The sequence below is a fragment of the Methanobacterium veterum genome, assembly GCF_000745485.1.
Lineage (GTDB): Archaea > Methanobacteriota > Methanobacteria > Methanobacteriales > Methanobacteriaceae > Methanobacterium_D > Methanobacterium_D veterum.
The window spans coordinates 312,566-338,371 of sequence record NZ_JQJK01000008.1 but is presented as its reverse complement, the minus strand read 5'-3'; the positions used below and the strand labels follow the sequence as shown (position 1 = coordinate 338,371).

Sequence of the window (25,806 nt, the reverse complement as noted above, 5' to 3'; positions counted from 1 at the left end):
ATGCTTTTTACAGAAGATACAATTGGAGATTTCTTTGAAAAACAGGCAGAAAAAGATCCAGACAGGGAATTTATGGTTTATCCAGATAGGGATCTTCGTTTTACTTACAAACAATTTGATGAACGAGTAAATAAGCTTGCAAAAGGTTTGCTTTCAATTGGAGTTACTAAAGGCGACAATGTGGGAATCTGGGCATTAAATGTTCCAGATTGGATTACATTCTTATTTGCATGTGGAAAAATAGGGGCAGTTCTTGTAACAGTAAATACTGCCTATAAAAGTCATGAATTGGATTATGTCTTAAAACAATCTGATATGAAAGCTCTTGCAATAACAGATGGATTCAGGGATGTCAGTTATTTAAAGGTATTATATGAACTTGTTCCTGAACTTAAGACAAGTAAAAGGGGTAACTTAGAAAGTAAGGAATACCCTTGTCTTAAAAGTGTAATCTTCATAGGTCAGGAAAAGCATCGTGGGCTTTATAATACTCGTGAACTACTGTTGCTGGGTAAACACACCGATGACAGCAAGCTTTTAGAGGCTAAAAAAACTTTTGACAGTGATGATGTAGTATGCATGCAGTATACCTCTGGAACAACTGGTTTCCCCAAAGGAGTAATGCTCACACACAAAAATATAATTAATAATGGGTATTATATTGGCGAGAACCTGAAATACACCGCAGAAGATAGATTATGTCTCACTGTGCCTATGTTCCATTGTTTTGGAGTTACTTTAGGGCTTATGGCCATGTATACTCATGGTGGGACTTTAGTAATGCTTGAACAGTTTGACCCTCTTATGGTTCTTGCAGCAGTCCAAAAAGAAAAATGTACTGCGCTTTATGGTGTTCCAACAATGTTTATTGCCGAGTATTCGCACCCAATGTTTGAAATGTTTGATTTATCATCACTTAGAACTGGAATAATGGCGGGTTCAACATGTCCAATAGAGGCCATGAAGAAAGTAGTCAACGACATGAACATGACAGAAATAACCAGTGTTTACGGCCTAACTGAAGGATCACCGGGATTCACCCAGACAAGTGTCGATGACCCGCTTGAACTGAGGGTCGAAACCGTGGGAAGAAAATTACCTAATTGTGAGATTAAAGTTGTTGACCCTGAAACTGGTAAAACTGTGGGACCTGGAGAAGTGGGTGAAATTTGCAGCAGAGGCTACAATGTCATGAAAGGCTACTACAAAATGCCGGACAAAACTGCAGAAGCCATTGATGAAGATGGATGGCTCCACAGTGGAGATTTAGTAACCTACGATGAAAACGGTTATTATACAGTTGTTGGAAGGATAAAGGACATGATAATACGTGGTGGAGAAAACATTTATCCCCGTGAAATTGAAGAATTTTATTATACAATGCCTGGAATTAAGGACGTGCAGGTTGTAGGGATTCCAGATGATAAATACGGCGAAATTGTGGGAGCATTTATAATTCTTGAGGAAGGTGCTGATATCAGTGAAGAAGATGTTAGAGATTTCGGCCTGGAAAGAATAGCACGTTATAAAGTTCCAAAACATGCTTTCTTTGTGGAAGAATTCCCACTTACTGCAAGTGGTAAAATACAGAAATTCATAATGCGCGATCAGGCAGTAGAACTCCTTAAAAAGAGATTTGCTGAAGAAGAAGACGAAAATTAAGGGCTTTGATATAAGAGTAGGGGCTACTCCTGCTCTTTAGATTTCTGTTTTAGTCATTGCAGTGAGTTAAATCGGCCTGTAATTTCATATGAATTTCATATGTTTTTGAAGTTAATTTAGCCGTATTATATTATTTTTTTTATCTGGTCATTTAAATAAGTACAACTTAAAAATAAAATAAACATTAAATCTATAATATCTTTTAGCCTGTAATTTGCAAGTAATCATTGAATTTATAGTTATAAAAGCTTCTTAATTAAAATTAAAGAAATAATTTGGGTATCTGGATTAAAATGGGACATAGCCATTCTCGTGGCAATTATGTTATTAGGGCCATTGCTTAAAATTAAATGAGTGAATATATAATCTTAAAGAATTACAAAACATTCTAGAGAAGGAAGTTGAATTATATGAGTAATTTATTTGCAGAAAGAATGAAAAGTGTACATAAATCATTTATCAGGGAAATATTAAAGGTTACAGAAGATAAAAGCATCATTTCATTTGCAGGGGGTTTGCCAAATCCTAAATCTTTTCCTGTAAATGAAATAAATGAAGCAGTATCAAAAATTCTGTCTCAAAATGGGGATGAAATCCTTCAATACAGTACAACTGAAGGATATTTACCCTTACGTGAGTATATTGCAGAAAGATATTCAAAAAAAGGTCTAAAAGTCAGTGCTGATGAAATATTAATTACAAATGGTTCACAGCAGGGGATAGACCTTGTCAGTAAAGTTTTTTTAAATAAAGGAGATAAAGTTCTGGTTGAAAATCCAACATATCTTGCCGCAATACAGTCATTTGGATTATTTGAACCCCAATTTTTATCTGTTCCTTTGCATGAAGACGGTGTAGATATAGATTCGCTCCAGAGGATACTGGACGAAAATAAAATAAAAATGTTTTATTCAGTTACAAACTTCCAGAACCCAACTGGAATAACGTATTCAAAGGAAAAAAGGCAAAAATTAGCTGAAATTCTTAAAAATGAAGATATTGTCTTTGTAGAAGACAACCCTTATGGTGAAATAAGATTTTTGGGTGAAGATATACCTCCTGTTAAGGCGTATCTTGAAGATTCTGTACTTTTCGGTTCTTTTTCCAAAATAGTATCTCCCGGAATGAGGCTTGGTTGGATAGTTGCAAATGAAGAGATAATGGAAAAAATTGTCATTGCAAAACAGGCTTTGGACCTGCATTCAAATTATTTTACTCAAAGAGCTGTTTACCAGTATTTAATCGACAATAATATTGATGAACATATAGAAAAGATAAAAGAGATGTACAGAAATCAAAGAAACATGATGGTTTCCATGATAGAGAAGTATTTCCCTGAAAATGTAGAATATACAAAACCTGAGGGGGGAATGTTTTTATGGGTTACCCTTCCAGAGGGACTATCTTCAATGGACTTATTTGAACTTGCAATAAAGGAAAATGTAGCATTTGTTCCAGGACAGGCATTTTATGTCGATGGTAGTGGAATGAATTCATTGAGGCTTAATTTCTCTAATTCAAATGAGGAACAAATTGGAGAAGGTATAAAAAGGCTTGGAAATGTCATCAATGAACTCATGAATTAAAATCAGGTAATGACAAAAACATTTTAAGAATGATATGGATTAGTGGGGGCTGAAAACTGTGGAAAATATTGCAGATGAACTTAACCAAAAAGAAGATCATTCCAAAGACATAGCAGAAAAAGCTGTAAAGAATCCTCAATTAATTTCTATTCTTTTAAATTTGATTTCTTCAGATGTTGCACGGATGAAATTTAGATCCATAAAGGTTTTGAACATTGTAAGTGGGAAAAATCCAGAAATTTTATATCCTCACGTTGATTTTTTTATAGAATTACTGGATAATGGTAATAAAGTTATCATGTGGAATACTATGGATATTCTGGCCAATTTAAGTGCTGTAGATTCACAGGAAAAGATGGAAGATATTTTTGAAAAGTTCTATGGGTTTTTATCAGATGAATCAATGATCACTGCTGGACACGTTGTTGACAACAGCTGGAAAATAGCAAGAGCTAAGCCTGAATTTCAAAGGAAAATTACAGATAACCTCTTGAAACTTGAAAATATTCCAAGAGATCAGGAGTGTCGGAGTATACTTTTAGGTAAAGCTATTCTATCCTTTGATAAATACTTTGATGAAATTCAGGATAAAGAAGAAGTAATTTCTATGGTTAAAAGACAGCTTGATAGTCCGAGAAATGCTACTAAGGTAAAAGCAGAACGATTTTTAAAGAAATATGCTCATGTCTTGAATGTTGCGTAAATAATATTGCTTCATTTTTCATGTGATTACTGGTTAATTAAATTGCATTTTTTAATACAAATCCCATATAATCAATTAAAACTACAATTAATGTAAAGTATATCATGCACAGGATCATGGACATGTAAAAATCTCTCAAAAAACCGAAGCCAATAAACACAGAGTGTTTGTTGACTCCGATTTTTGAAGACCGACAGTTTTTGTGAACATGGGCGAAGAAATACTCTGATTAATGTTTTAGAAATATATTTTAATTTTAAAGGCTGAAAGATTTTTATATAATAACCATGATTATAATATATGTGGTTATAAAATACCATCAAAAAGGTGTTGTTTAAATTCTATTTATTAAAGGCACTCGAAAGAAGATAATATGAAGAATGAGGAATATGCGAAATTTTGGTTTGAAACGCCCGAAGAAAGTGCAGGATTCCTTTTATGGCAGATTACAAATTTATGGCAGCGAAAGATGAACTCTGCTCTAAAAGACCTGGACCTGACACACGTACAATTTGCTTTACTTGCAGGAATAGCCTGGCTTGAAAGGTTTGAAAAACCAATTACGCAGGTGCGATTAGCTAAGTATGCAAATACAAATATTATGATGACTTCTAAAGTTATAAGAACTCTTGAAAAAAAAGATCTTATTTTAAGAGAGGAGTGTGAGACTGATACGCGGGCGAAATGCGTATCACTTACTGAAAAAGGCATTCAAAGATTTGAAAAAGCATTAAATATTGTTAGGGCTGTTGATGAGAAGTTTTTTGAAAATAAAACTTATGATGAAGATTTTATAAAAAATTTAGTGCACATTTTAGAGTTAAACCATGGAGAATGATAAGATGGGTGATATAAGTAATGAATGCAGTGATGCTTTTGATAACATCCTAGAATCAAGAAGGTCTATTCGATTTTTTAAGGATGAAATACCTCCTAAAGAATATGTTGAGGATATAATTAGAGCGGGTCTATTTGCACCTTATGCTGCGCAGGCTGTTGATGAAAATGAATATTTTAGAAAGTTCATAGTTATTTCTAAAAACAGTGAAAAAATGAAAGAAGTTGCAGAAATTGCAAAAAACAAAGTAAAAATTATGTCTGAACAATTGAACGCGCAGATGGAGGAAAATCCCTATTTAAAAGAAAAGGCAAAGTCTTTTTCTAAAAGATTAGAGTTATTTGCAGAGAAGGGTGTTCTTGGAATTGGGACAGCCCCATATTACATTGTAGTTGCAGAGAAAAAGGGAGTACCTCCAGTTGAACAGCAGTCTCTTGCACATTGTCTTCAAAATATGTGGCTTAAAGCAGCATCATTAGATCTGGGATTCCATCTGGTATCTGCAACAGCTCAAATGGAAGAAAACAAAGATTTTTGTGAAATATTAGGAATTAATCCTGGAGAATGGGGGCTTAACGGTTGTGCTGTGGGTTATCCTGAAGAGATACCTCCTGAAACTTCAAGACCTGCAGTAAGCGAAGTTACAATGTGGATAGACTGAGAACTTGAACAAATTTCAGACACAAGGTTTAGAACATAAAAGTTGGAGGCACTTTAAGCATAGAAAGCTATGTTTATTACGCATATTCAACTTTCAAACAGTTAAATAATTAGACTGAACATCAACTTCAAAGACGCTGTTCATGTTCTAGAAAAATAAGATATACTAAAGGTATACCAAAACATATCTTAAATCGGAAAATGCAATGTTTTAAATGTACACTGCATTTTTTCTGATTTTTAGAGCATAAAAAAAATAATTGTTTTTATATTTAAGCGTTTTTAGGTAAACTGGAATCTTCAGGTTCTAGTATTTCAATTTGCTTTTTAAAAGTAGCTTTATAAGCAATTAAAAGACATATCAACACGATAGGTACTAAAATATCCATATATAATGCATATCCCGCGTTACCTGCTGCCATATTTCCGGTTTGCATTATATTGGCAATATGTCCGTAGGCATCTCCAAGATAGAATGTAGATATTGCTATTACTGCGGCTGTCCAGAAATTATCTCTGAATTTCCAGCATAAAAGGCCCAGAATTCCGTAGGATAGATTTGCAATTCCAACTTCAAACTGGAACGGACTTCCAGCAGGCCATCCTATGGCTGCTGCAACCATATCTGCAAAAAATACGTGACCTATAAATGCCCATATCGATCCAAAACCCACCATAACAACTAAAAACCACAGCAAAAACACTTCAAATATTCGATTTTTTGTCCTTTTTTTACTTAAAAATAAATGTAAAACTGCACCAATTAACGTCACCATCAAGAAAATATAAATCATTTCCACAGATGTTACCCCCTATTTAAGTTAGTATGATATCTGTGATATGGTATTTAAATACTTGTTATGGTCGTGAATTAAACTTTAAATTTTATCATGACTATTTTTAAGCTTTATATCTTTTTTAAGCATTAATAAAGCAATTAAAGCCCCTACAAGAATTGGGGGGCCGTGTATATTATGGGAGAAAGTAAGAATAACTGCAAATATTAGTCCCAAGGGACCCCATATCTGAATTTGAACAGGCACTGATCTGCGATTTAATATTATCCGAATTAGCAGGGCGCCGAGAAGACCCATTATAGCTACAGATGAACCTCCACTATAGGGCTGCCAAAGGTAGCCTGCAATTTCTCCTGTAAATCCTGCGGCAAAATAGAAAATAAGCCAGCGGAAGCTTCCATAAAACTTCTCTACAATGACACCTAAAAATATGAGAGCAGAAAAATTGAATATTATCTGGTTCAACCCTTCGGGATTGATAAAAATTGGCGATATCAGACGCCACCACTGCCCTGCTAAAAGTGCATTTGGATTTCTGGATAACATGTTAATTATTTCAGGGTAAAAGAACTGTAAACTGGTTACAATAGCTGTTAAAATTAGAATTGTTAAAGTGGCAAGTGGCAGATACATTTTATATGTGATTTTTTTATCTTTGAATTTCATAAATGTCGCCAGTTTAAAATTAAATTTTGAATCAAGATAAAATTTAGGCAATATATAAAATTAGAATTTGACAATGTAGTTTCATTAATTTTAATTGTATGAGTATGAGCGTCGGGGACGGGATTTGAACCCGCGTGATCCTAAGGATCATGGGATTAGCAGTCCCACGCCGTACCAGGCTGGGCCACCCCGACACATGATAAAAATAGTTATCCGGTAAAAAAGATGATTGTCTTTAATAGTTTATAATAGTTTTGGTTTTATCCTATTTAAAACTTGTTTGTTTTTATTATTTTGTACATCTTTTGTGGTTAATTGGAATGGGCCCGTTCAAGAGTGGACAAACCTCCTGAACACTGGTGATCCAAAATCCCAACTCCGCCCCGTTGCTCCACAAGCATCAGCTGTCTGCAGTAGAGCTGCTTCTTTCCAGACCTGACCCGTTCCCACAGTTAAGACAGTTAACTCCAGCCCTACGGCTGAAATCCTGTCACCACTGATCCTGCGGGACGAGGTTTCTACGTTGAGATTCTGGGCCAATGTTCATTTAGCTTGCCGCCTCTTGAACTTCGACCGTGCCATATAGGGGATTTGCACTTACAGAGGACCCCTAACTCTCCAGTCTAGCCCACGTTATTTATATGCCTAATACTATTTTAACCTTACGATTAAGAGCATAGCTATTTTATTACAAATGGGACTTTATTTATAATAATTCAGGGTTTATTGCAAAAATTGAGGTCAATTAATAATTACTTTTTTAAACATCTTATTCTTTTGATTTAGATGGCTACATCAAATTATTAAATTAAGCATAATTAAAGAATCTTATAAATTCTCTAACAGATATGTTAAATTTATACACAAAAGTAGGATAATATACTATGAAATACCTGGAACTAGAAACAGATCCATTAGTAAAGGACTTCTTGAGGAGTCGTACATTACGCAAAACTACAGAAAAAGTATATGTACGAAGAATAAAGAAGTATTCTAAGTTCTTAGGTAAAACACCAACTGAATTCATAGACGAAGCAGAAGAAGAACAGGACAAAGGAATAAAAAGACGAAAAAGACAAATAAATTCTTATATTTACGATTTCGTGGAACTACTTAAATCAGAAAATCATTCTGCTTATTCAATAAAAAGTAACGTGGAAACAATAGTATCTTTTTACAAACAATTTGATGTTGACACTCCCAGTCTTAGAAATCTATTAAAAAATCAAAATAAAAATGTTTCATTTGAAACTCTACTGAATAAAGACCAGATTAAACAAATAGTAGACCAAGCTAACGTTAGAGATAAAGCCCTAATTTTAATACATTTTAGTAGTGGTATGGGCGCATCAGAAGTAAGACATTTAACTTTTAGGGATTTTCTCATTGCTGTAGGAGAATATATTAATATTAATGAATTAGACAAACAAGACGCTCTTAAAGTAGCAATAAACTTAAAAAATAGAGATGATTTAATAGGAACCTGGAAAATTCATAGATTTAAAACAGGAATGCCTTATGTAACTTTTACTTCTCCAGAAGCAACTAAAGCAATAATTAATTACATTATTGACCGTTACAGAACTAATAAACCAATTAAAAGCCTTGATGATGTGTTAATTGTAAATCAATCAAATAAAAAATTATCTGCAACAGGATATACATTGATTTTCGCCCGTTTAAATGAAAAATTAGAGTTGGGTAGAAGATCAGGAAAAATACGCTCATTCACGTCACATATATTAAGAAAAATGTTTACAACCACGTTATATCAGGCAGGTTTAGATAAACTGGCTATAGACTGGATGTTAGGACATAAAATTGACCCTGTAACAGAAGCGTATTTTAAGACAAATATTGCAGATTTGAAAAGAAATTATACAAAAGTATTGCATCATTTAACATTGGAAAAAGTAAAAATACAACGTATAGAATCTAACGAAGTCAAAGACATTGTAAGAGACCTTGATAAAAAAGATAAAGAAATAAAAATGCTTAGAAAAGAAAACGCAATGACTCAAAAAATAGTTAAAGATTTGATTGAGACTATGAAAATGAGAGAATAAATGTTGTATCCCATGTATATCACAGTGTGTAACATCCTGTTAAACAAGCATTTAGCAGGGGGAATAGAAATAGCTAAAAAACAGCAAATCTTTGCAGTAAGAATAAAGTCAGATAAAGTAAAAAGGGACTTTAGTAAATTTGTTCAGGCAAAAAAGGAAGTAGATTACACTACTGGTGGAAAAGAGCTAGAAAATGCAATATATGAGTATATGGCAAAGGAAGGGTTTGACCTTGAAACTGGAAAATTTATAGATTTTGATGATGAGGATGAAGAAGAATTAATGCATAACCCCAAGCACACACACATCGATCCCAAAATTGTTAAACATATCGATATTGCAGAAAAAAGAAAATCCAAAATTCAAGAAACTGAAGAAGAACCTGTAAATATAGAAAATGTTGAAGAAGAGGCTATAAGTGCATTAAACGTAAATACGGAACAAACAATGTTTTTAAAAGTTAAGGGCCCATCTAATGAGCAGTTATATACTTATGCATTTTGTAAAGTGTTTGAAAACATGTCTGAAGTACATTATGAACAAATCGAACAACTATCAATTCCTTTCTTCAAATCTAAGGATAATAGGGCGGTTAAAAATAAACCCAATATCTTAATTGGAAATCAATGTATAATTAGAACCAATAAAAACAATTATAAGACTCTTCCTAGTGGAATGCAACAATACATAACTGAAAACAGTTATTTAGAGGAAATATTAAAAGAAAAGGTAAATATGGATTTTCTGGAAGCGCTTAAACCATGAAATCCAATATTATTTTTTAATTTTTTTATATTTAAATTTTTAGACATTACAAATTCTGTATATAACAAAATATTAAATAATCCTAATTTAATACACCTAATAAATTAGTAAACTACTTTAGGCTATTAATACAAAATAACCTATTTAATGACAGACGAAAAAGAGAAAAAAGTGCCAAATTACGTAATCAGTCAGTGGACAGCAGACAGACCACCCAGAGTACAGCCCCCAGAAGCATGGATTAAGGCTAATAACGTAAAAAAATACGATACAATAAAGTTCAGTTTTGAAGTAGTTCTCAGGCATGAAGATACGGAAGAATAAAGATGATAAATACTGTAATTGGTATAGTAATAATATTTGTCGTAATTTATCTATTGGGGGAAATGTCGAATAATGTTACATCTTTTAAAACCAAATTTATGGTATCATTAGCTTTTATTTTAGGTTTAGGGAATATCATCGGTGATTTAGCCCTTTAAATTGATTATTTTTTATTATTTTCTTTTATATTAACTATTTTTAGAAAGTATAAATTATTAAAAGAGTTGGAATAAACATTAAATTTTGTCAATACAAATGATATTATAAATGAATTATAACGATAAAAACGAAAAGGAATTTCACCTCCTTTTTCAACTATATTCTATTTTAAAACGTAAAGGCACTAATGATTGGGATCACTTAAGATCCCGGTCACCCCCAACTAATTTAATATAATTAATGTTAGGGCATGTGAAACTACTAAAAAACTCAAATAATAATTTCAATTACTTTTCTAGTTGGTTTAACCAATATAATCGAGGGATTTTTAATTTTTTTTATTGATTATCTAAAATATTATATACTAAACTAAATTATAATAATACTAATTGATGTCCGGCCTCTAAAAAAGGAGGTGATATTATGGTTATAACAGAAAAAGTAATTATTAAAATAATCATAATATTACTAGTTGAACTTTTATTAATTTAAAAAAATAAAAGTTGGCGACTAACATGTTTTAAATTTTTGAATTTAAAAATGAAGAGGTCGACATCAGTTTTTCTTAAAATTTAAACCCTTATTTTGATATAAAACATAAATTAAAGGTTATTTGTTCTTTGAAAATGAAACTTATTATTTTTACACAAAAGAAAGTCATTTATTTAGTTTCAAAGTAAAAGCGAAAAGGAATTTCTCTCCCTTTTTCAACTATATTCTATTTTAAAACGTAAAAGGCACTAATGATTGGGATCATTTAAGATCCTGGTCACTCCCAACTCTTTTTAAAGGATGTATAGGTTACTCAGTTTATTTATAAAAAAATAAGTTATCCTGAATGTTTATAAAAAAATAACTATCCAGGATGCAGTGGTATTTCAGGCAATATTATTATCAATTTTGGACTATTTATAAACTCATTTTTGCACATAACCATTAAAATGTATGTGTGATTAGTTTTACTTTTCAAAAGCTCTAGCTCAAGGAGCTTATAACATAATTCTAATTGTTTAATTAATGATTGATAAAAGTGGTTTCAAATTAAATAGAGTAATTTCACCTGAAACCAAATATATGCACCTCATGGAGGCAGTTCAAGAAGCTGAACTTAGATTTTTACTGGCGAGTTTGAAAGGTGAAACTTTTCGTGTTTCTGGAAAAGGTCAGTCTAAAATTTCTAGTAAAAAATGGAAAAATTAACACCTATATTTTTTGAAAAATTATTCTTTAGCATATTCTGGATTATATAAACTAGCAGGTACAGTAACTTTTTCTGGAATTATGTATCCAAAGTCATGCTCTAAAACATCATCTGTAAAAGTATTTGGAAAATTAGCAATTAAAAGCAAAGATATTATTTCTCCTCTGTTTGCTATCCAATATTCACGATCTTCATCACATATAATTCTATAATATCCATCAAAATATTTTTCTCCCCATTCTTTAGAATTTTCTAATAACTGTTCTAATTCTCCTAATGTTTTGACATTGCTTCTTTTTAACAAGTCACGATAGTGATAAATCAGACCTATTGGCCCTATTTTGACATTTAAAGATTTAATAACATTAGTCCAATATTCAATGGCTTTTGAAGTTTTAATGTAATCTATTAACGTGTCAATATTGATTGGAGTTTTAGACCCTTTAAAATTGATTTTTTCGTTAGATTCGTTTTCATCTTCTGAAACAGAAAGTGTTTGGTTGAGTATGTCTCCCTCGTCAGGAAATGAATAATCTAAATTATTATCTTTAAAAAACGTTGGAAATTCTTCTGCTAAAGATTTTAGAACTTCATGGGCAATTTGACGGATACTAGCTAATTCTACATTAGGAATAGGTTCCCCTATATTATTTGTACCTTTACTAAATTTGATCCCAAAGGAATTATTTCGAGTCAAATCAGCATATGTTTCATTCTTCAAGTTTGCATCAATATGGGCACCTCCATCTTTGTTACAAACTGTTGTTACTAATTCTTCTCGGGTAATAACTCTACCTTGCATATCTCTAATAACTTCTTTCTCCCACCAATCATCAAATGGAACTTTAACATTTCTTGAAACATTTTCATCATCTAAATTAGGAATATATATACTCTGGCTAATATTAGGTCCAGCTCGCATAGATAGACATGCCAAAGTAGATTTAGACATAATATCTTTAGGATCCAAATCACGAGCAGTGTCATAGAATAACATATCTTTTTTATTAAGATGAGTTAATAATGAAACAGAATTAGATCCATGGTCATATACTAGCTTACGTATTGTCACGGCCATGTTTTTAGCTTCACTTTCTTCTCCATTATCATATGTTTCTACAGATCTCAACAAAAACCCTATTTGTTCCTTTAAATGATTTTTAAAATCTTCTTCTGTCTGTCTAGTCATAACTTATCCTCAAGTAATCATTTAACAATATTTTTAAAATTTAAGATTAGCTTCTATTTTTAAAATCCTGTTGCAGTATGTATTTTAGTCAATCCAATGCCCGATAGATATAAAATTAACAAAACTACTATTTGTTACAAATTCTGCTCTAATTTTTATTAAATCACCCAACATTATTGAGAATACTTGTTTTTTAAGTAGATAATATGATTTACTATTCATTTTAAATAGAAAAAAATATATGATCTTGCTATAAAGAGTATAGTATTCTTGTTTTAAACCTTAATTTGTTAAATAACATCTTGATCTTCATTTTATTGCAAATAATAAAATAATAATTTTTAACAGTTAAATTTATTTATTAAAAAATGTAACGAATATATGCGAGGAGTTATTAAGTATTCCCCTTTCTAAATTTTTTATGTCCACCGTTTGTGTGAAAGGATACTCTACTATCATATTTGATAGAGTTATCAATTAACATAAACAGGAGGTGGCAACTTGACCGGAGACAGTCTAAACACGCTTATTGTGATACAAGTAGCTTTAGGGGTGTTTGGTTCAATACTGGAAATTGTGAAGTTATTACTAGACTATAAAAAGTCGAAGGGGTGAAAAAAGATGCTCCTTCGCAAATTTAAATCCTTATTTTTACAATTAAAACATTGATTAAGTACTATTAAGTTAATCTAAAGCTTATATTTTGCAAATAAAAGAAGTAAAAGCAAATCTGAAGTAGCAAAGATGAGCGCTCTTTTATAGAATCCCTTAACTGGATCTAGAATTTGGTCTTAAAGAATAGGCCCTAGCGGGAGATTATGCCTTTAGAGAAATAGAGGGGATTAGTTCCTTGGGAGAGCTTTGCAGTATTTCAACCCTGATAAAAAGGACGGTAGTTCTATTGTAGGTGCCATAAGAGAATCCAATAAAAGGCACCATTATGTTTGGTAATAGAATTTTAAACTATTGCAGAGAGTTAATTATTATAAATTGAAGATTTTAAGAAGTTCAGTAATAAATGTAACAATAGCTGCTATAATAGAGATAATTGTCGCATATTCTGTTAATTTGAAAATAGAAGACATTGCGTCAAAAACTGACATTAGTTTTATTCTTGCATCATCTATTACAGGTCCACTGGAAGTTTGATGTATTAATGCCTCTTTTCCTAAAGGATTTTTTGCATTTTCAAAATCTTTAGTAAATTCTTTTCCTTTATTATACAAAATATAAAAAGCTATGGCAATTATTATCCAAAATATCACGTTAAATATACTTATACTTACAGCTAACATAATACTCAATTATTGATTCGGATATAAAAACTTATAACTAAATATGCCGATTAATACCTGGTAATTCTATAAAGAGACCATAACTGAATTCTATTAATGGCTTCTTTTTTACGAAATCAAATCAAATGAGGTTCTTTTAACGATATCATTAATGAACCCATTTAAAGAAACCAATAATGGGTGCGAGTGAATCAGTTTAATATCTAATCCACCCTATTCGTTAAATACATGAGATATTACGTCCGGTCGCAAGCTCCCAAGTTTTGAAAAAAATAAAAAATTTTTTAAAAACTTCGTAATATCTCGTATTTAACAAAATACCCCGCCCCCTCCCAGGAAAAGACTCCGTCTAAGGACTGGATATTTGCAAAATAAAAAATTTTGCGATTATTCGTGTTTAAGTAAAATTATAGTAATATGGTCTTTATTGCCGAGCAAACTCGGCAGAAAGGCACTAAAGTGCCTTAAAACTATAAAAAGTATATATAAAAGTAGTTATAGCAAATTATTATAACTATTCGCATTTATAGTTATATTAAAGCAGTTATATCGTAAATTATAAATATTGGGGCAATATAATTAATAATAATTAGAATCTAAAGGGAGTGAGAAAAAAATGAAATAGTAAAATAATGAATAAGGAGAGTTATATAATGGATATTAAAACTATATTGGAGTTAGCCGCAGCTATTTTATCTATAATTGTATCTTTAATTGCAATATACCGTAGAATATGAATAATATTGTTTCTTTAGCTGTAGCCCCTAGCAGAACCAAATATGTTTCCAAAATTGTAGTAAATATCTTTTTTAAAGTGGTGGGATCCGTTTCAGTATAGTAAATAGAATAATATGGTTAATATGACTATGATCACACAATATGCTGTTTAATTTAAAAAATGGGGTTAAGGATTGTAATATCCAAATAACAAATTTTTTGAATAAGGTTAACATAAAAATAAAATGAATTGTGGGGCATTAAGGAGGGGGTTTGAATAAAGGCCAATGACAGTATAGAAATACTTTTAGTAGAAGATGATCCTGCTGATACGCGTTTAATAATTGAATTATGGAATGAATTAGAAGGAACTAATATTAATAGTGTCAATAAGGGTATAGATGCTATGGATTATTTATATAACCGAAATAAGTATAAGAATTGTAAAAAACCATCTTTAATTTTGTTAGATTTAGGATTACCTATGAAAAATGGTTTTGAGGTACTTAAAGAGATTAAAACAGATGATGAATTAAAATGCATTCCTGTAATTGTGCTTACAGGGGCTACAGACAATAAAGATATAAATAAATCATATGAGATATATGCAAATGCTTGTATAGTTAAACCGATTGATTTTGATGAATTTAAGAATTATATGCGTATTTTTATAAATTTTTGGTTTAAAATTGTTACATTACCCAAAGCAACTCCCAGAAGAACTAAATTTGACTTTAAAAGATTGAGAAAATAATTTTTTAAAGCAAGTCGGGCCAGTTTCAGTATAGTCAAATTGAATTGATTGTATGAAAAATGGCAGTACTTTGGCCCCTTGTAAGAATTTTAATGATTGTAAATATGAAAAAATAGGTAATTCTTCCGAATTAGTTGAAATGGAATTATTAAAATAGGATAAAACTATACTAAATAGTGGTGATTATTTGAATACAATAAAAACAGTCAGTACACTATTGGTAGAGGATAATCCTGCAGATGCCAGACTAGTAAAGGAAGTAATTGCAGAATGTAACGTTAGACATGAACTTAATATAGTTGGTGATGGTGAAGAAGCAATAAATTATTTGCATAAAAAAGGTAAATATGAACATTGTGAAACGCCGCGTTTAATTATATTAGATCTTAATATGCCTAAGAAAAATGGTCGTGAGGTACTTAGCGAGATTAAAGAAGATGATGAGTTGAAGTTAATCCCGATAATAGTTTTGACGACTTCAGATAATAATAAAGATGTATGTGATTCGTATAAATATTCTGCAAATGCGTTTTTAACTAAACCTGCTGATTTTGATGAGTTTATTGAAGTTATACACAGTGTTATGGATTTTTGGATGGATAAAGCAATTTTGCCCGACTGTAATATATGTAAAGACGAAATAGGCTAATTAAGGAAAATAAATAGAAGTTATTCTATTGAAATAAGGTAACTTTTTTAAAGTAGACGAGGGGGCATGTTTTGATGCAGTAAATTTGATTTGATTGTGTTTAAAAAATGGTAGTACTATAGCCCCTTGCAGAATTTTGGGATTAATTCTGGGTGCAAACAAGTATCTGCAATGAGTTCAAGTAAAATTATTTTGAAATTAAACAGCAGGTGTCGAACAAGTACTGCGGATAAGTCCAGTGTATTTAATTTTAAATTTGGACTGTTTAAAAAAATTATGGAATTGGTTCCTAATAGTTAGGAGTATGAATTTTGGAATGGATCAGTTGTGAAATTGAAGGGTTGAATAAAGATAGTCAATTACACATATCCACTCATGGGTTCCGCCATATCGGGTGGGGGTTTTATAGTATATGATAAACTTTTGAATAATCAAGTTTAAAAGAAGCCCTGAGAATCCTTCTTTTGTAAAAATAATAATTCATTCATTAAATTAGTTAAGTGAAGTAGTAAACACAATGGAATAAAGAAGAACCCATTTAAATGAAAGCTATACTTAATTTAGTAGAGTGTCCTGATAGTAAGAATTTTTTTAAGGAAAAATAAAAATTTAATTTAGAAAATAAAGGAAAATATCAAAAAAATTTTAAAAATTGGTGGACAAATAGAGATAGCTTGATTAAGCCAGATAAGAATTAAACATAAGCATTTAAGTTAAAGGAATATAATAATTTAGGTGATTTTTAAAATAATGAATTATAAAAGATATATAAAGATTTAAATAAATAAGAAAAGATTTATATATCAAAAATTAGGGGATTCGCTTTAAATCAAAAAAGAAAAACGGAGAGAAGTTTTTAAAAATTTGATGAGAGATCTTTTTTTGAAAATATGATTTTCAGATGTAGTAATGATAAAATAATAAAATCTCTAAAATCTCTTTTTTATTTCTGTTAGCAGTTAAACAGTAATATAAATGTATAATAAAAGTAATTTAAGGTTTAAATAAAAAAATAACCTCATCTATAAAAATAAAAAAGTGTGTTTTTTTAATAATTTCAAATTTATTGTTTATAAAAAATTTTAAATATTCTTTGAGAAGTCTCTTTTTATCTTCGTTAGCAGTTAAACAGTAATAAAGACGTATGAGAAAGATAATTAATAGTTTAATGAGAAAAAAGAGCCTATTCTATAAGAAAAAAATAGAGTTGATTCTTTAAAAAAATCATAATAAAAGATGTAGGAGGATAATAATTTATTGATTTTACCGCGAGATCTGATATATAATTAAGGTAGTTTTATTGTAATAACGTTTTATCTTTAAAAAAGGGTTAGATATCAGGTACACAAGTATTTAAGACCAGTTCAAGTAAGTTGATAGAAAAATAGATTCAAGGTGTTTGATAAATAACTTATTCTTTAAATAAAAAGGTAAGAAAGTCTTTTTTAAAAATTGCAATCTGTTTAATAAATATAAATGTTAATATATCCCCTAAGAGCTATTTTTTTATCTTCGTTAGCAGTTAAACAGGAATATTTTTTTATGAAATCCAAATGAACCAATTAATAGAATAAATAAATGATATTTACCTTTTAAAAAAGTTCCATCGGAACGCACACCCCATCTTTATAAAAAAAGCTCATTAAACATAATATTAACCCCTTACGGGGTTAATAATATTGCAAATGACCTTTAGAAAAATTATAAGATGGGGCGTGGGCTTATACCGATGAGAACTTAAATTTTTTTTGTAAATATCGGATAATTAATGATTACATTAATGAAGCCACAAATGAATTCTAGATAAAAAGGGTTCATTCTACGTAATGGGGCATAAGCTTACCCAATGAGAATAAATAGATGATTAAACAAGTATATAGGCGTAACGGAGGACATAAAAAGAGTTAAATATATAAGTAAGGACTTACATAATATTAAATAGAGTAGGAATACTCTAAAATGGTATAATTGGTGAAAACATGAACAAAAGAGATATAAAAGCCGAAAGACTTTTTAAAAATGGTGGAGTAAAAAAAATAGGTAAAGACAAGTACGAAGTACAGGGAAGCAGGAGAGTACACACAGTTAAAAAAATAGCTGGTTATTGGATTTGTCCTTGTGAAGACCATCAGTTTAGATTTGAAAAATGTTATCACATAAGAGCATGCATAAAATATGAATTAAAGGAAAAAAAGAGAACTAGTCAAGGTAATTTCTTTAATAATAAATATAAAACACTGCTAATGAAGAAACGAGCCTTAAGCGAACAAGTAGACAAGATAAATATGGATAATAGAGCATATCTAAAACTATTTGGAGAGAAAAGCAGTGAATTATCAGAGAAAAAAGTTAAATTCTATAATCGGCTTATTGAGATAGAAAAAGAGCTTAAAAAAGTAAGTCCAAATTCAAGAACTATAATTATAGGGTAATCATATAATATTTTTTTATTTTATAATTATTTATTTTGTAATTTAATTGTTAATAGATTTAATATTTTTAATTAAATTATTCAAATGGATTATTTTTTAGATATTTTACTGTAATTTTTTATTTAGTTCTATATTTATTTAAAATTTGTGTTATTTACTCCCTGATTTACTAAACATTGTTTATTTTTTCTTTTATCATGTTTAATCATACTAAAATAAAGTGTGAATCGAAAATATTAAATATTACTTAATTATAATATTCAAACGTTGGTAATGAGGGGGCGGAATGAAATATGAAGAGTTTAAGATTAGCTTTAGCTTTATTAGTATTTTTTTCAATGTTTTTAATGTTTATAGGGGCAGTATCTGCTGCTAATTTGACTGTAAATCCGGGAGGCAGTATTCAATCTGTTATAAATAATGCTTCTAATAATGATACGATTATAATTAATGATAATAATGGTTCTGCTTATACATATACAGGAAATTTAATTATAAATAAATCAATATCACTTAAAGCTAAATCTGGTGGAAAAGTAACCCTTAAAGCTTCAAATTCCTCAAATCCGGTTATTACAGTAAATTCACTGGGAAAAGGTACTGTTATTCAGGGATTCACAATTACTGGTGCTACTAATTCTTCGGGAGTTTATTTAAATGGGGTTTTAAACTGTAATGTTGTTGGAAACAGTTTAAATGGTAATTATTATGGAGTTTATATTTACGGTAGTTCAAGTAATAATATTATATCTGGGAATACAATAACAAATAGCACTTATTCTGGAATTAATTTAAATTCTAACAATAATACCATACAGAATAATAGTTTAACTGGTAATTTGCGTGGAATGCTCCTTGTTGGAAGTAATTACAATACTATTCAAAATAACACTATAAATACGGGCTTTTATGGAATTGGATTAAATAATGCAGATAGTAACATATTCCAGAATAATATTATGACAAATAGTACTTCTTATGGGCTAAACATTCAAAATGGTTCAAATAACAATATAATTCAAAATAACATGATAACAAGTAATGGCGGATCTGGAATTTATGCGATGTCAAATTTAAATAATATAGTTCAAAATAACATGATAACAAGTAATGGCGGATCTGGAATTTATATTGACACAGATTGTTCTAATAATATTACTATTCTATATAATGGCGGTAGTACTAATACAGGTGGCACTAATTTTGGTAATTGGGGTGCCATAATGGAACCTTATAGCAATGATTCTGTTGACGAAGCTACTTTGCTAGAACTTATTAGTAATCAGTTAGTTAATAACATAATTCAAAATAATATTGTAACAAATAATAGTATGTTTGGAATTTATTTTAACTCTACTTCAAATAATTTAGTTCAAAAAAATAATGTAACAAACAATAGCGGATCTGGAATTTACTTTGGCAGTGGCGACAATGCAATTCAAAATAATATTGTAACAAGTAATGGTGGTTCGGGTATTTACCTTGATAATTTCTCTTCATATAATCTAGTTCAAAATAACGTTGCAACTAGAAATACTGTTACTGGAATTTTAATTGATGGATACTCAATTTATAATGTAATTCAAAATAATGCTGCAACAAATAATGGACGGGATGGGATATCTGTTTCTCATCATTATGCCAATGATTTACTTTACATTAACTTTAACAGAATAACAAATAATGGTAGATATGGGATTTATAGTGATGGTACAGCATCAATAAATGCTACAAACAACTGGTGGGGTTCAAATAATAGTCCTTTAACTAATGCATCTAATATTTATAATGGAGGAGGAACAGTTACTTATAGTCCATGGTTAATGCTGAATGTAAGTTCTAATCCCCCTTCTAGTACTAATAAGGGTTACACAATAACAGTGAATTTAACTCATAACAGTAATGGTGATGATACTTCTTCACAAGGACATATTCCTGATGATACTCCAATTAATTTCACCACTACTTTAGGAAACGTTGAAACAACTACTTATACAAAAAAGGGGAAGGCTATATCCACTCTTACTTCTAGTACAAATGGCGTAGCTGTTGTTAAAATAAAGTTAGACAATTTGAATGTTAATACAACAGTTTATTTAGGGGCTTATGATGAAACAACCCAGACACAATATAGTAGTATACAAGCAGCTATTAATAATGCTTCTCAGGGTGATGTAATTGGAATTTATAATGGAACTTATACTGAAAACATTGTTATAAATAAGAATTTGACTATAGTCTCTGATATGGGTACTAATCCATTGATTAGAGGATCAATCACAATTAATTCTAGTGCAGGTGGTTCAATAATTCAAGGTTTAACAATAAATGGCAGTATTAAGTTATATGCTAATAATTGTTTAATTTATGGAAATAATATTATTGGAAATGGAACTTCTGCAATTATTGCTTCTAATTCATTTAACAATACTATATTTAATAATACAATAACCAGCAATGGTTTTGATGGAATTCACAGCAATTACAGCAATAACGCCATATATGGTAATATAATATCTGGTTGTAATAGTGGAATCTATTCGGAACATTCCAGTGATTCTATTATAAGCAATAACTTAACTGGTAATTATTATGGTGTCTGGACTTACAATTCCACAGATATAATCCAATTCAACCGGATAACTGGGAACACATACGGGCTTAGAAACGATATTGGCACTATAAATGCAACCAATAATTGGTGGGGTTCAAATGCAAACCCATCAACTATTTCTGGTGATATATTTAATCAAAACGGAACAGTAATTTATAACCCATGGATTGTTTTAAGTGTAAATGCTTCACCTACTAATTCTGGTGGAAATACAAGCGTAACAGCAGATTTAACCCATAATAATCAGGGCGGAGATACATCATCTCAAGGACATATTCCTAATGGCATACCTGTAAACTTCACAACCAACTTTGGAACAATTATTGGTTCCAGTTATACAGTTAAAGGTAAAGCATCAACTATCTTAAATTTAGGTAACATACAAAACGCAACAGTTACAGCTACAGCATCTCTTGATAATCAAACTGCCTCCACAACTGGAGTTATATCCGCAGGAAGAGCAGTTTTGAACATTACAAGCACTGCAATAGACAATTCAACAGGTCAATCACTTAACATTACATATACTATACCTTTAAATGAGTCTGTAACATGGTTCAGTGTTCTATGGATTAACAAGGGCATGTTTACTGATGAATTACAGGTAATAGTGGATGGAACAGTAGTGCAAGATAGATACTTCCACAATGCAGCTTACATGACATGGCAGAACAGTTATTCATTATCTGTATTTAATGCAATTTTGTTTGCTAATCAATATGTGCCATTTATCTCAAATTCAGCAGCGTTCTGGAATTATGTTACAGCAACATATAATTTAACTAGTTCAGAATTAGCGTTCGTTCAGAATCATCGACAAGACTTTATGGACAACATGACGTTCAACATGTTTTATTCGGGAGTACCCGGTATGAATTTAACTGTAACTGACCCACAAAATAATAACACGATTAGTCTAAATTTCCCTGGAAACGTCATTCAAAGAACAAGTCAAGTTATATACAGTGGTTCTCCATGTGAGGGTGTGAAGAGTTTTGCAATAGCCACAACAGACGTGACCAATGATGTTTTACAATACTGGTCAGATCAGTATTCTAATTATCATACTGGTGCTATGAATGCTGCTTATAATACTTTCTTAGCGGCTTTACTAGTGGAATATCTTCATGACCAGATTGCAGATAACATTACAACTCCATTGAATGTTAGTTGGAGTCGTACCAGTCCAATCATAGTTTCTGCGGGTCTGGACGCATATGAGTTATATTTAACTTTGGAATGCGATCATAGCATGGGAATGACAGTTGTGGGCACACCAGAAAATATAAGTGGATTTAATTACGACGCTTCTTCTGCGATTTCACTTATTGAGTATGCGATAATGAATTATGAATCTGATGATCCTACTTTTCAGTCATACTCTACTAATGGGGCATTTAGTTCTGTAATGATGAGTCTGCTCTATGCATACATGAATAATAACACATCTGTGGAAACTTTTATTCAGGGTGGTTTCATTATAATGAAGTCTAAATATAATAATGATAATTTCATTGTGATTGACCCAGAAACTGGTATTGTAAGAGATATCAATACTGTTAACAATTTCTGTGGTGGTGCTTACGAAGAGTGGAATTGTATTAAAACTATTTCAGTAGTAGGAAATAAATTGTATACATGGCAGACATCAAACCCATGGGATTTAGGAACAACGATTTTCGCATGGAATGGGTTAGGAAGAGTTTTTCTCACATCTTCTCCTACAGAAGATCCTAGTATTAATGAGATCTGGGCTGATAGTGAATTGGACATTATAGGAGCTAATGGAACACTAGAAGTTAGGGGAACGCAATCAGCTATTGATATTACAGATATACTTGATCAAAATGTATATTTTGGTACCAGTGATCAATCTATTCATCTTGTACTTACAGATACTGATGGTGGCTTCATTGCAACTAGTCCATTATATTTAGTCCAAACAAACTCTCCAATTCAACCTTATGAGAACTTCAAGAATTTTTGGAACTTATGTAATGATCTTGCTAATGGGAACAAACACCTTAACACAGATAAATTCCTTAAGACTGCTGATGGTGTTGGTTGTATTGTATTTACGGCAGCTGTAGTATTTGGTGTTGGTGGAGCTAATATTGTCTTCCCTCCATCCACTACGGCGGATTGGATTGTATTTGGAGTTACTACATATTCTAGTTTCCGGGCAGGCCAATCACTTGGAGAAGCTTGGAATGAGCCATGGTATACTTAAACAATTTTTTTTCTTTTCTCTCTTTTTAAGGGATTTGAAAATAAATAAAAAACAGGGTGAATGATATTATGAACGATAAGAGAAAAATGTTAATTTCTTCAATATTGATATGTGTTGGGGTTTCATATTGGATTTTAACTTCATGGTCACCATTTACTTTGTTTATTGTTCCTTTAGTAATTGCTCTTTTATTGATATTTGTATTAAGAATCAAAAATTATAATAACCGCAAAATAGAAAATATCATTGGATTAGCAGCGTTAATAGCCGACGGACTTATATTAATCTATATTTATCTATTTAAGTCCATATACTTAACAGATACCGAGTCGTACCTATCATTTTATTTTTGCACAGGGCTTTTAATTTTTATCTTTATTGGTATTTTATATCAGAAATTTCCTAGAAAAGAATCATTATAATATTTTATGAGAGGGTTTGAGTAGATGCTGTATACTCTTATGCTAATCAAAGATGGTATACATAGTAAAATTAATTCAAAATATATAGATTCACTTGTAGATTGAAAAGTTTAATTAACTGGGTATAATTGGTGCAACATGAACATTGCACCATCATTTATTATGAATTCTATTTTTATTTAAATTTTTTGTAAGGACAAATCAACACCCATGATCTCCCTGAATATTTAATCAAAAATAAACAGGAGGTGAAACGGTGAAGATTAAAATAATTCTACTTTTGTGTATAATAGCAAGTTCTATAATTACGGTTGGGGCAATACAAGAAGTTTGGCACTCTGGAAACAGTGAAATAAAATCATTAAGCAGTGATGGAATTAATATATACGCTGCAACACCTGATAACTTAAAATGTTTAAATCCTGACGGATCTCAAAAATGGTCAAAAACTTATACAATTAATGATAACGGACAAGCCATAAAAATTAATAAATACGCATTAATAGGAACAGATGACGATTTAAAAGCTTTAAACTTAAATGATGGTTCTCAAAGATGGACAAACTATGAAACATTAGGAATAAATCAAGTAATTAAATATATTTTCACAAAACAAGGATATATAATAGCTTCAAACGATAATAAAGCGATAGTTATTGATAGAGAAACAGGAGAAAACAAAACACAAGTAATAGAAGCTAATACAGTATGTAAACCTTATTCAACACAAGGACTTTATTTAACAGGCACAAGCGAAGGAATACAAGCATATAAAAGTATTTTATTACCTGATTTATACATTAAAAATACTAAATTAGAATCTGGAAAGGTTACAGCAACAATAGAGAACAAAGGATTAAGCACAGCAAAAAGTGTAGTAGTAAAATTCTTTTATAGAAAATCCGATGGATCTTTAAAAACACTTCATAGGAATTTAGGAGATATTCAAGAAGGACAATCAAGAGACGCACCACTTTATGGAAATATAACAGCGGGATATGTAAATGTAGACCCTTATTACACAGTTAAGGAATTAAACGAAGACAATAATCAGAAATACTTTACATACAATCAGCAGAATAACACAAACCCTGGAGATAACCAGTCAGAGAATACAACAACACCCGAGGAAGAATTTTGGATTGAAGGATTTAATTATAAATCAAATGTAAATATACAGTATTCAGGAACAACTGATTTAATTGATTATACAATAACAAAGGTATTAGTCAATTTTGAAGCAGGGAAAATGAAAACTAATTTTGATGATGTAAGGTTTGTATCAGGAAATCAAGTATTAAATTATACTCTAAAATCTAAAATAGATAGTGATAAAGCATATTTTGATGTAAAAGTACCATTAATTAAAGGAGATTCAGGAACAAATATAACAATGTTTTCAGGAAATGCAAACGCAGTAAGCTTGTCAAATCCAGATAACACATACTTATTATATGATCACTTCGAAGGAACAGAATTAAACTCATCAAAATGGGAAATAACAGCAGGAACACCAACAATAAGCAATAGTATTCTAACATTATCAGGTACAGGTTCAAAAGGAATATGTTCTAAAAACACATTTAACGCACCAATATACTTTGAAGCAAAAAGTCACATGTCCGGAATCTATTCACAGATAGGAATCGGGCCAGATAAAGATTTAAGCAGTAAATTAATAGCTATCTATGGAACAGTTCCAAGCTCAAATGCAGTATTATACGTTGCTAATGGTTCAGGTTACAACATGATAGGTTATAACTCATTAGGCGGAAATGACAGTATAAGGGGAATAGGATATTATAATCATATAGTAAAAGGTTATGAGAACGGAGAACTAATAAATGGACAGATAGAAGGATTTGACCCCGAAGGACCTTATTACATAGAAATAACTGGAACTTATGCAACTCAATACGTAGATTATATCCTTGCAAGAAATTACATATATCCTGAGCCAACTTTAGGAAACTGGGGATCCTGGATTTCAAAAACTTAAAACTCTTTTTTTTAAAATTTTTAATTTTTAACAGGTGCTAACAAGTATTTTTAATTTATTCAGGTATTTTTATTTTAA

General features: G+C 30.7%; 20 protein-coding genes, 1 tRNA gene and 1 other RNA gene. 16 read left to right on the top strand and 6 right to left on the bottom strand.

The window, feature by feature from the left end; genetic code table 11:
* From EJ01_RS01805 to EJ01_RS01785, 5 genes are all read left to right on the top strand, one after another.
* The gene (locus tag EJ01_RS01805; protein WP_048080214.1) at nt 1–1,662 is read left to right on the top strand and encodes an AMP-binding protein; all 1,662 of its coding nucleotides are present in this window, start codon (nt 1–3) and stop codon (nt 1,660–1,662) included.
* A gap of 410 nt (nt 1,663–2,072) precedes the next feature.
* Nucleotides 2,073–3,248: an aminotransferase-like domain-containing protein gene (locus tag EJ01_RS01800; protein ID WP_048080213.1), complete on the top strand. Its 1,176-nt coding sequence runs from the start codon at nt 2,073–2,075 to the stop codon at nt 3,246–3,248.
* A gap of 58 nt (nt 3,249–3,306) precedes the next feature.
* Complete coding sequence (locus EJ01_RS01795; protein ID WP_048080212.1) at nt 3,307–3,951, top strand: hypothetical protein; 645 nt, start codon at nt 3,307–3,309, stop codon at nt 3,949–3,951.
* A 373-nt stretch (nt 3,952–4,324) separates the two neighbouring features.
* Nucleotides 4,325–4,789, top strand: a complete 465-nt coding sequence (locus tag EJ01_RS01790) for a MarR family winged helix-turn-helix transcriptional regulator (protein ID WP_048080211.1) — start codon at nt 4,325–4,327, stop codon at nt 4,787–4,789.
* Nucleotides 4,779–5,450, top strand: coding sequence for a nitroreductase family protein (locus EJ01_RS01785; protein ID WP_245611123.1), 672 nt, complete (start codon nt 4,779–4,781; stop codon nt 5,448–5,450). The genes EJ01_RS01790 and EJ01_RS01785 overlap by 11 nt, the downstream gene beginning before the upstream one ends.
* A 271-nt stretch (nt 5,451–5,721) precedes the next feature.
* Here EJ01_RS01785 and EJ01_RS01780 read toward each other — a convergent pair whose 3' ends face one another.
* From EJ01_RS01780 to ffs, 4 genes are all read right to left on the bottom strand, one after another.
* Nucleotides 5,722–6,243 carry a DUF6790 family protein gene (locus tag EJ01_RS01780; RefSeq protein ID WP_245611142.1) on the bottom strand — a complete coding sequence of 174 codons (522 nt, stop codon included), beginning with the start codon at nt 6,241–6,243 and terminating at the stop codon, nt 5,722–5,724.
* Between the two features lie 84 nt (nt 6,244–6,327).
* Complete coding sequence (locus tag EJ01_RS01775) at nt 6,328–6,912, bottom strand: rhomboid family intramembrane serine protease (protein WP_048080208.1); 585 nt, start codon at nt 6,910–6,912, stop codon at nt 6,328–6,330.
* Between the two features lie 109 nt (nt 6,913–7,021).
* Nucleotides 7,022–7,106, bottom strand: a tRNA-Ser gene (locus EJ01_RS01770).
* Nucleotides 7,107–7,230: 124 nt separating this feature from the next.
* Nucleotides 7,231–7,546: signal recognition particle sRNA (gene ffs, locus EJ01_RS01765), an RNA gene on the bottom strand.
* Between the two features lie 295 nt (nt 7,547–7,841).
* Between ffs and EJ01_RS01760 the strand changes: the two genes are divergently transcribed.
* The 5 genes from EJ01_RS01760 to EJ01_RS01750 all read left to right on the top strand — a co-directional run bounded on the left by EJ01_RS01760 (nt 7,842) and on the right by EJ01_RS01750 (nt 11,426).
* Nucleotides 7,842–8,978 carry a tyrosine-type recombinase/integrase gene (locus tag EJ01_RS01760; protein WP_169740424.1) on the top strand — a complete coding sequence of 379 codons (1,137 nt, stop codon included), beginning with the start codon at nt 7,842–7,844 and terminating at the stop codon, nt 8,976–8,978.
* The gene (locus tag EJ01_RS01755) at nt 8,979–9,743 is read left to right on the top strand and encodes a hypothetical protein (protein WP_048080205.1); all 765 of its coding nucleotides are present in this window, start codon (nt 8,979–8,981) and stop codon (nt 9,741–9,743) included. It abuts the gene before it with no gap.
* Nucleotides 9,744–9,890: 147 nt separating this feature from the next.
* The gene (locus EJ01_RS17115; protein ID WP_157197527.1) at nt 9,891–10,067 is read left to right on the top strand and encodes a hypothetical protein; all 177 of its coding nucleotides are present in this window, start codon (nt 9,891–9,893) and stop codon (nt 10,065–10,067) included.
* Nucleotides 10,068–10,069: 2 nt separating this feature from the next.
* Nucleotides 10,070–10,225 (top strand): hypothetical protein, encoded by a 156-nt coding sequence (locus EJ01_RS17110; protein WP_157197526.1) that lies wholly within the window; start codon nt 10,070–10,072, stop codon nt 10,223–10,225.
* 1,018 nt (nt 10,226–11,243) lie between these two features.
* Entirely contained in the window at nt 11,244–11,426 is a 183-nt protein-coding gene (locus EJ01_RS01750) for a hypothetical protein (protein ID WP_048080204.1), read from the top strand.
* 20 nt (nt 11,427–11,446) lie between these two features.
* On the opposite strand, the gene EJ01_RS01745 is transcribed toward EJ01_RS01750, so the two are convergent.
* Nucleotides 11,447–12,616 carry a hypothetical protein gene (locus EJ01_RS01745; protein ID WP_048080203.1) on the bottom strand — a complete coding sequence of 390 codons (1,170 nt, stop codon included), beginning with the start codon at nt 12,614–12,616 and terminating at the stop codon, nt 11,447–11,449.
* A 983-nt stretch (nt 12,617–13,599) separates the two neighbouring features.
* Nucleotides 13,600–13,911, bottom strand: coding sequence for a hypothetical protein (locus EJ01_RS01740; RefSeq protein WP_048080202.1), 312 nt, complete (start codon nt 13,909–13,911; stop codon nt 13,600–13,602).
* A gap of 994 nt (nt 13,912–14,905) precedes the next feature.
* On the opposite strand from EJ01_RS01740, the gene EJ01_RS01735 reads away from it, so the two are divergent.
* From EJ01_RS01735 to EJ01_RS01710, 6 genes are all read left to right on the top strand, one after another.
* A complete protein-coding gene (locus EJ01_RS01735) occupies nt 14,906–15,382 on the top strand; it encodes a response regulator (RefSeq protein WP_048080201.1) in 477 nt (158 codons plus the stop codon).
* Nucleotides 15,383–15,569: 187 nt separating this feature from the next.
* Entirely contained in the window at nt 15,570–16,031 is a 462-nt protein-coding gene (locus tag EJ01_RS01730; protein WP_048080200.1) for a response regulator, read from the top strand.
* A gap of 1,979 nt (nt 16,032–18,010) precedes the next feature.
* Nucleotides 18,011–18,463 (top strand): hypothetical protein, encoded by a 453-nt coding sequence (locus EJ01_RS01725; RefSeq protein WP_048080199.1) that lies wholly within the window; start codon nt 18,011–18,013, stop codon nt 18,461–18,463.
* 293 nt (nt 18,464–18,756) lie between these two features.
* Complete coding sequence (locus EJ01_RS01720) at nt 18,757–23,307, top strand: right-handed parallel beta-helix repeat-containing protein (RefSeq protein ID WP_048192837.1); 4,551 nt, start codon at nt 18,757–18,759, stop codon at nt 23,305–23,307.
* A 68-nt stretch (nt 23,308–23,375) separates the two neighbouring features.
* Complete coding sequence (locus EJ01_RS01715) at nt 23,376–23,729, top strand: hypothetical protein (RefSeq protein ID WP_048080197.1); 354 nt, start codon at nt 23,376–23,378, stop codon at nt 23,727–23,729.
* A gap of 256 nt (nt 23,730–23,985) precedes the next feature.
* Complete coding sequence (locus EJ01_RS01710) at nt 23,986–25,728, top strand: DUF2341 domain-containing protein (protein ID WP_048080196.1); 1,743 nt, start codon at nt 23,986–23,988, stop codon at nt 25,726–25,728.
* Nucleotides 25,729–25,806: the final 78 nt, after the last annotated feature.

Excerpts from the sequence above, each read along its gene's own strand:
- EJ01_RS01740 (WP_048080202.1), bottom strand. The coding sequence starts at position 13,911 with ATGTTAGCTGTAAGTATAAGTATATTTAACGTGATATTTTGGATAATA.
- EJ01_RS01720 (WP_048192837.1), top strand. The coding sequence starts at position 18,757 with ATGAAGAGTTTAAGATTAGCTTTAGCTTTATTAGTATTTTTTTCAATG.
- EJ01_RS01785 (WP_245611123.1), top strand. The coding sequence starts at position 4,779 with ATGGAGAATGATAAGATGGGTGATATAAGTAATGAATGCAGTGATGCT.
- EJ01_RS01750 (WP_048080204.1), top strand. The coding sequence starts at position 11,244 with ATGATTGATAAAAGTGGTTTCAAATTAAATAGAGTAATTTCACCTGAA.
- EJ01_RS01800 (WP_048080213.1), top strand. The coding sequence starts at position 2,073 with ATGAGTAATTTATTTGCAGAAAGAATGAAAAGTGTACATAAATCATTT.
- EJ01_RS17110 (WP_157197526.1), top strand. The coding sequence starts at position 10,070 with ATGATAAATACTGTAATTGGTATAGTAATAATATTTGTCGTAATTTAT.
- EJ01_RS01780 (WP_245611142.1), bottom strand. The coding sequence starts at position 6,243 with ATGATTTATATTTTCTTGATGGTGACGTTAATTGGTGCAGTTTTACAT.
- EJ01_RS17115 (WP_157197527.1), top strand. The coding sequence starts at position 9,891 with ATGACAGACGAAAAAGAGAAAAAAGTGCCAAATTACGTAATCAGTCAG.
- EJ01_RS01715 (WP_048080197.1), top strand. The coding sequence starts at position 23,376 with ATGAACGATAAGAGAAAAATGTTAATTTCTTCAATATTGATATGTGTT.
- EJ01_RS01725 (WP_048080199.1), top strand. The coding sequence starts at position 18,011 with ATGAACAAAAGAGATATAAAAGCCGAAAGACTTTTTAAAAATGGTGGA.
- EJ01_RS01745 (WP_048080203.1), bottom strand. The coding sequence starts at position 12,616 with ATGACTAGACAGACAGAAGAAGATTTTAAAAATCATTTAAAGGAACAA.
- EJ01_RS01775 (WP_048080208.1), bottom strand. The coding sequence starts at position 6,912 with ATGAAATTCAAAGATAAAAAAATCACATATAAAATGTATCTGCCACTT.
- EJ01_RS01755 (WP_048080205.1), top strand. The coding sequence starts at position 8,979 with ATGTTGTATCCCATGTATATCACAGTGTGTAACATCCTGTTAAACAAG.
- EJ01_RS01790 (WP_048080211.1), top strand. The coding sequence starts at position 4,325 with ATGAAGAATGAGGAATATGCGAAATTTTGGTTTGAAACGCCCGAAGAA.
- EJ01_RS01805 (WP_048080214.1), top strand. The coding sequence starts at position 1 with ATGCTTTTTACAGAAGATACAATTGGAGATTTCTTTGAAAAACAGGCA.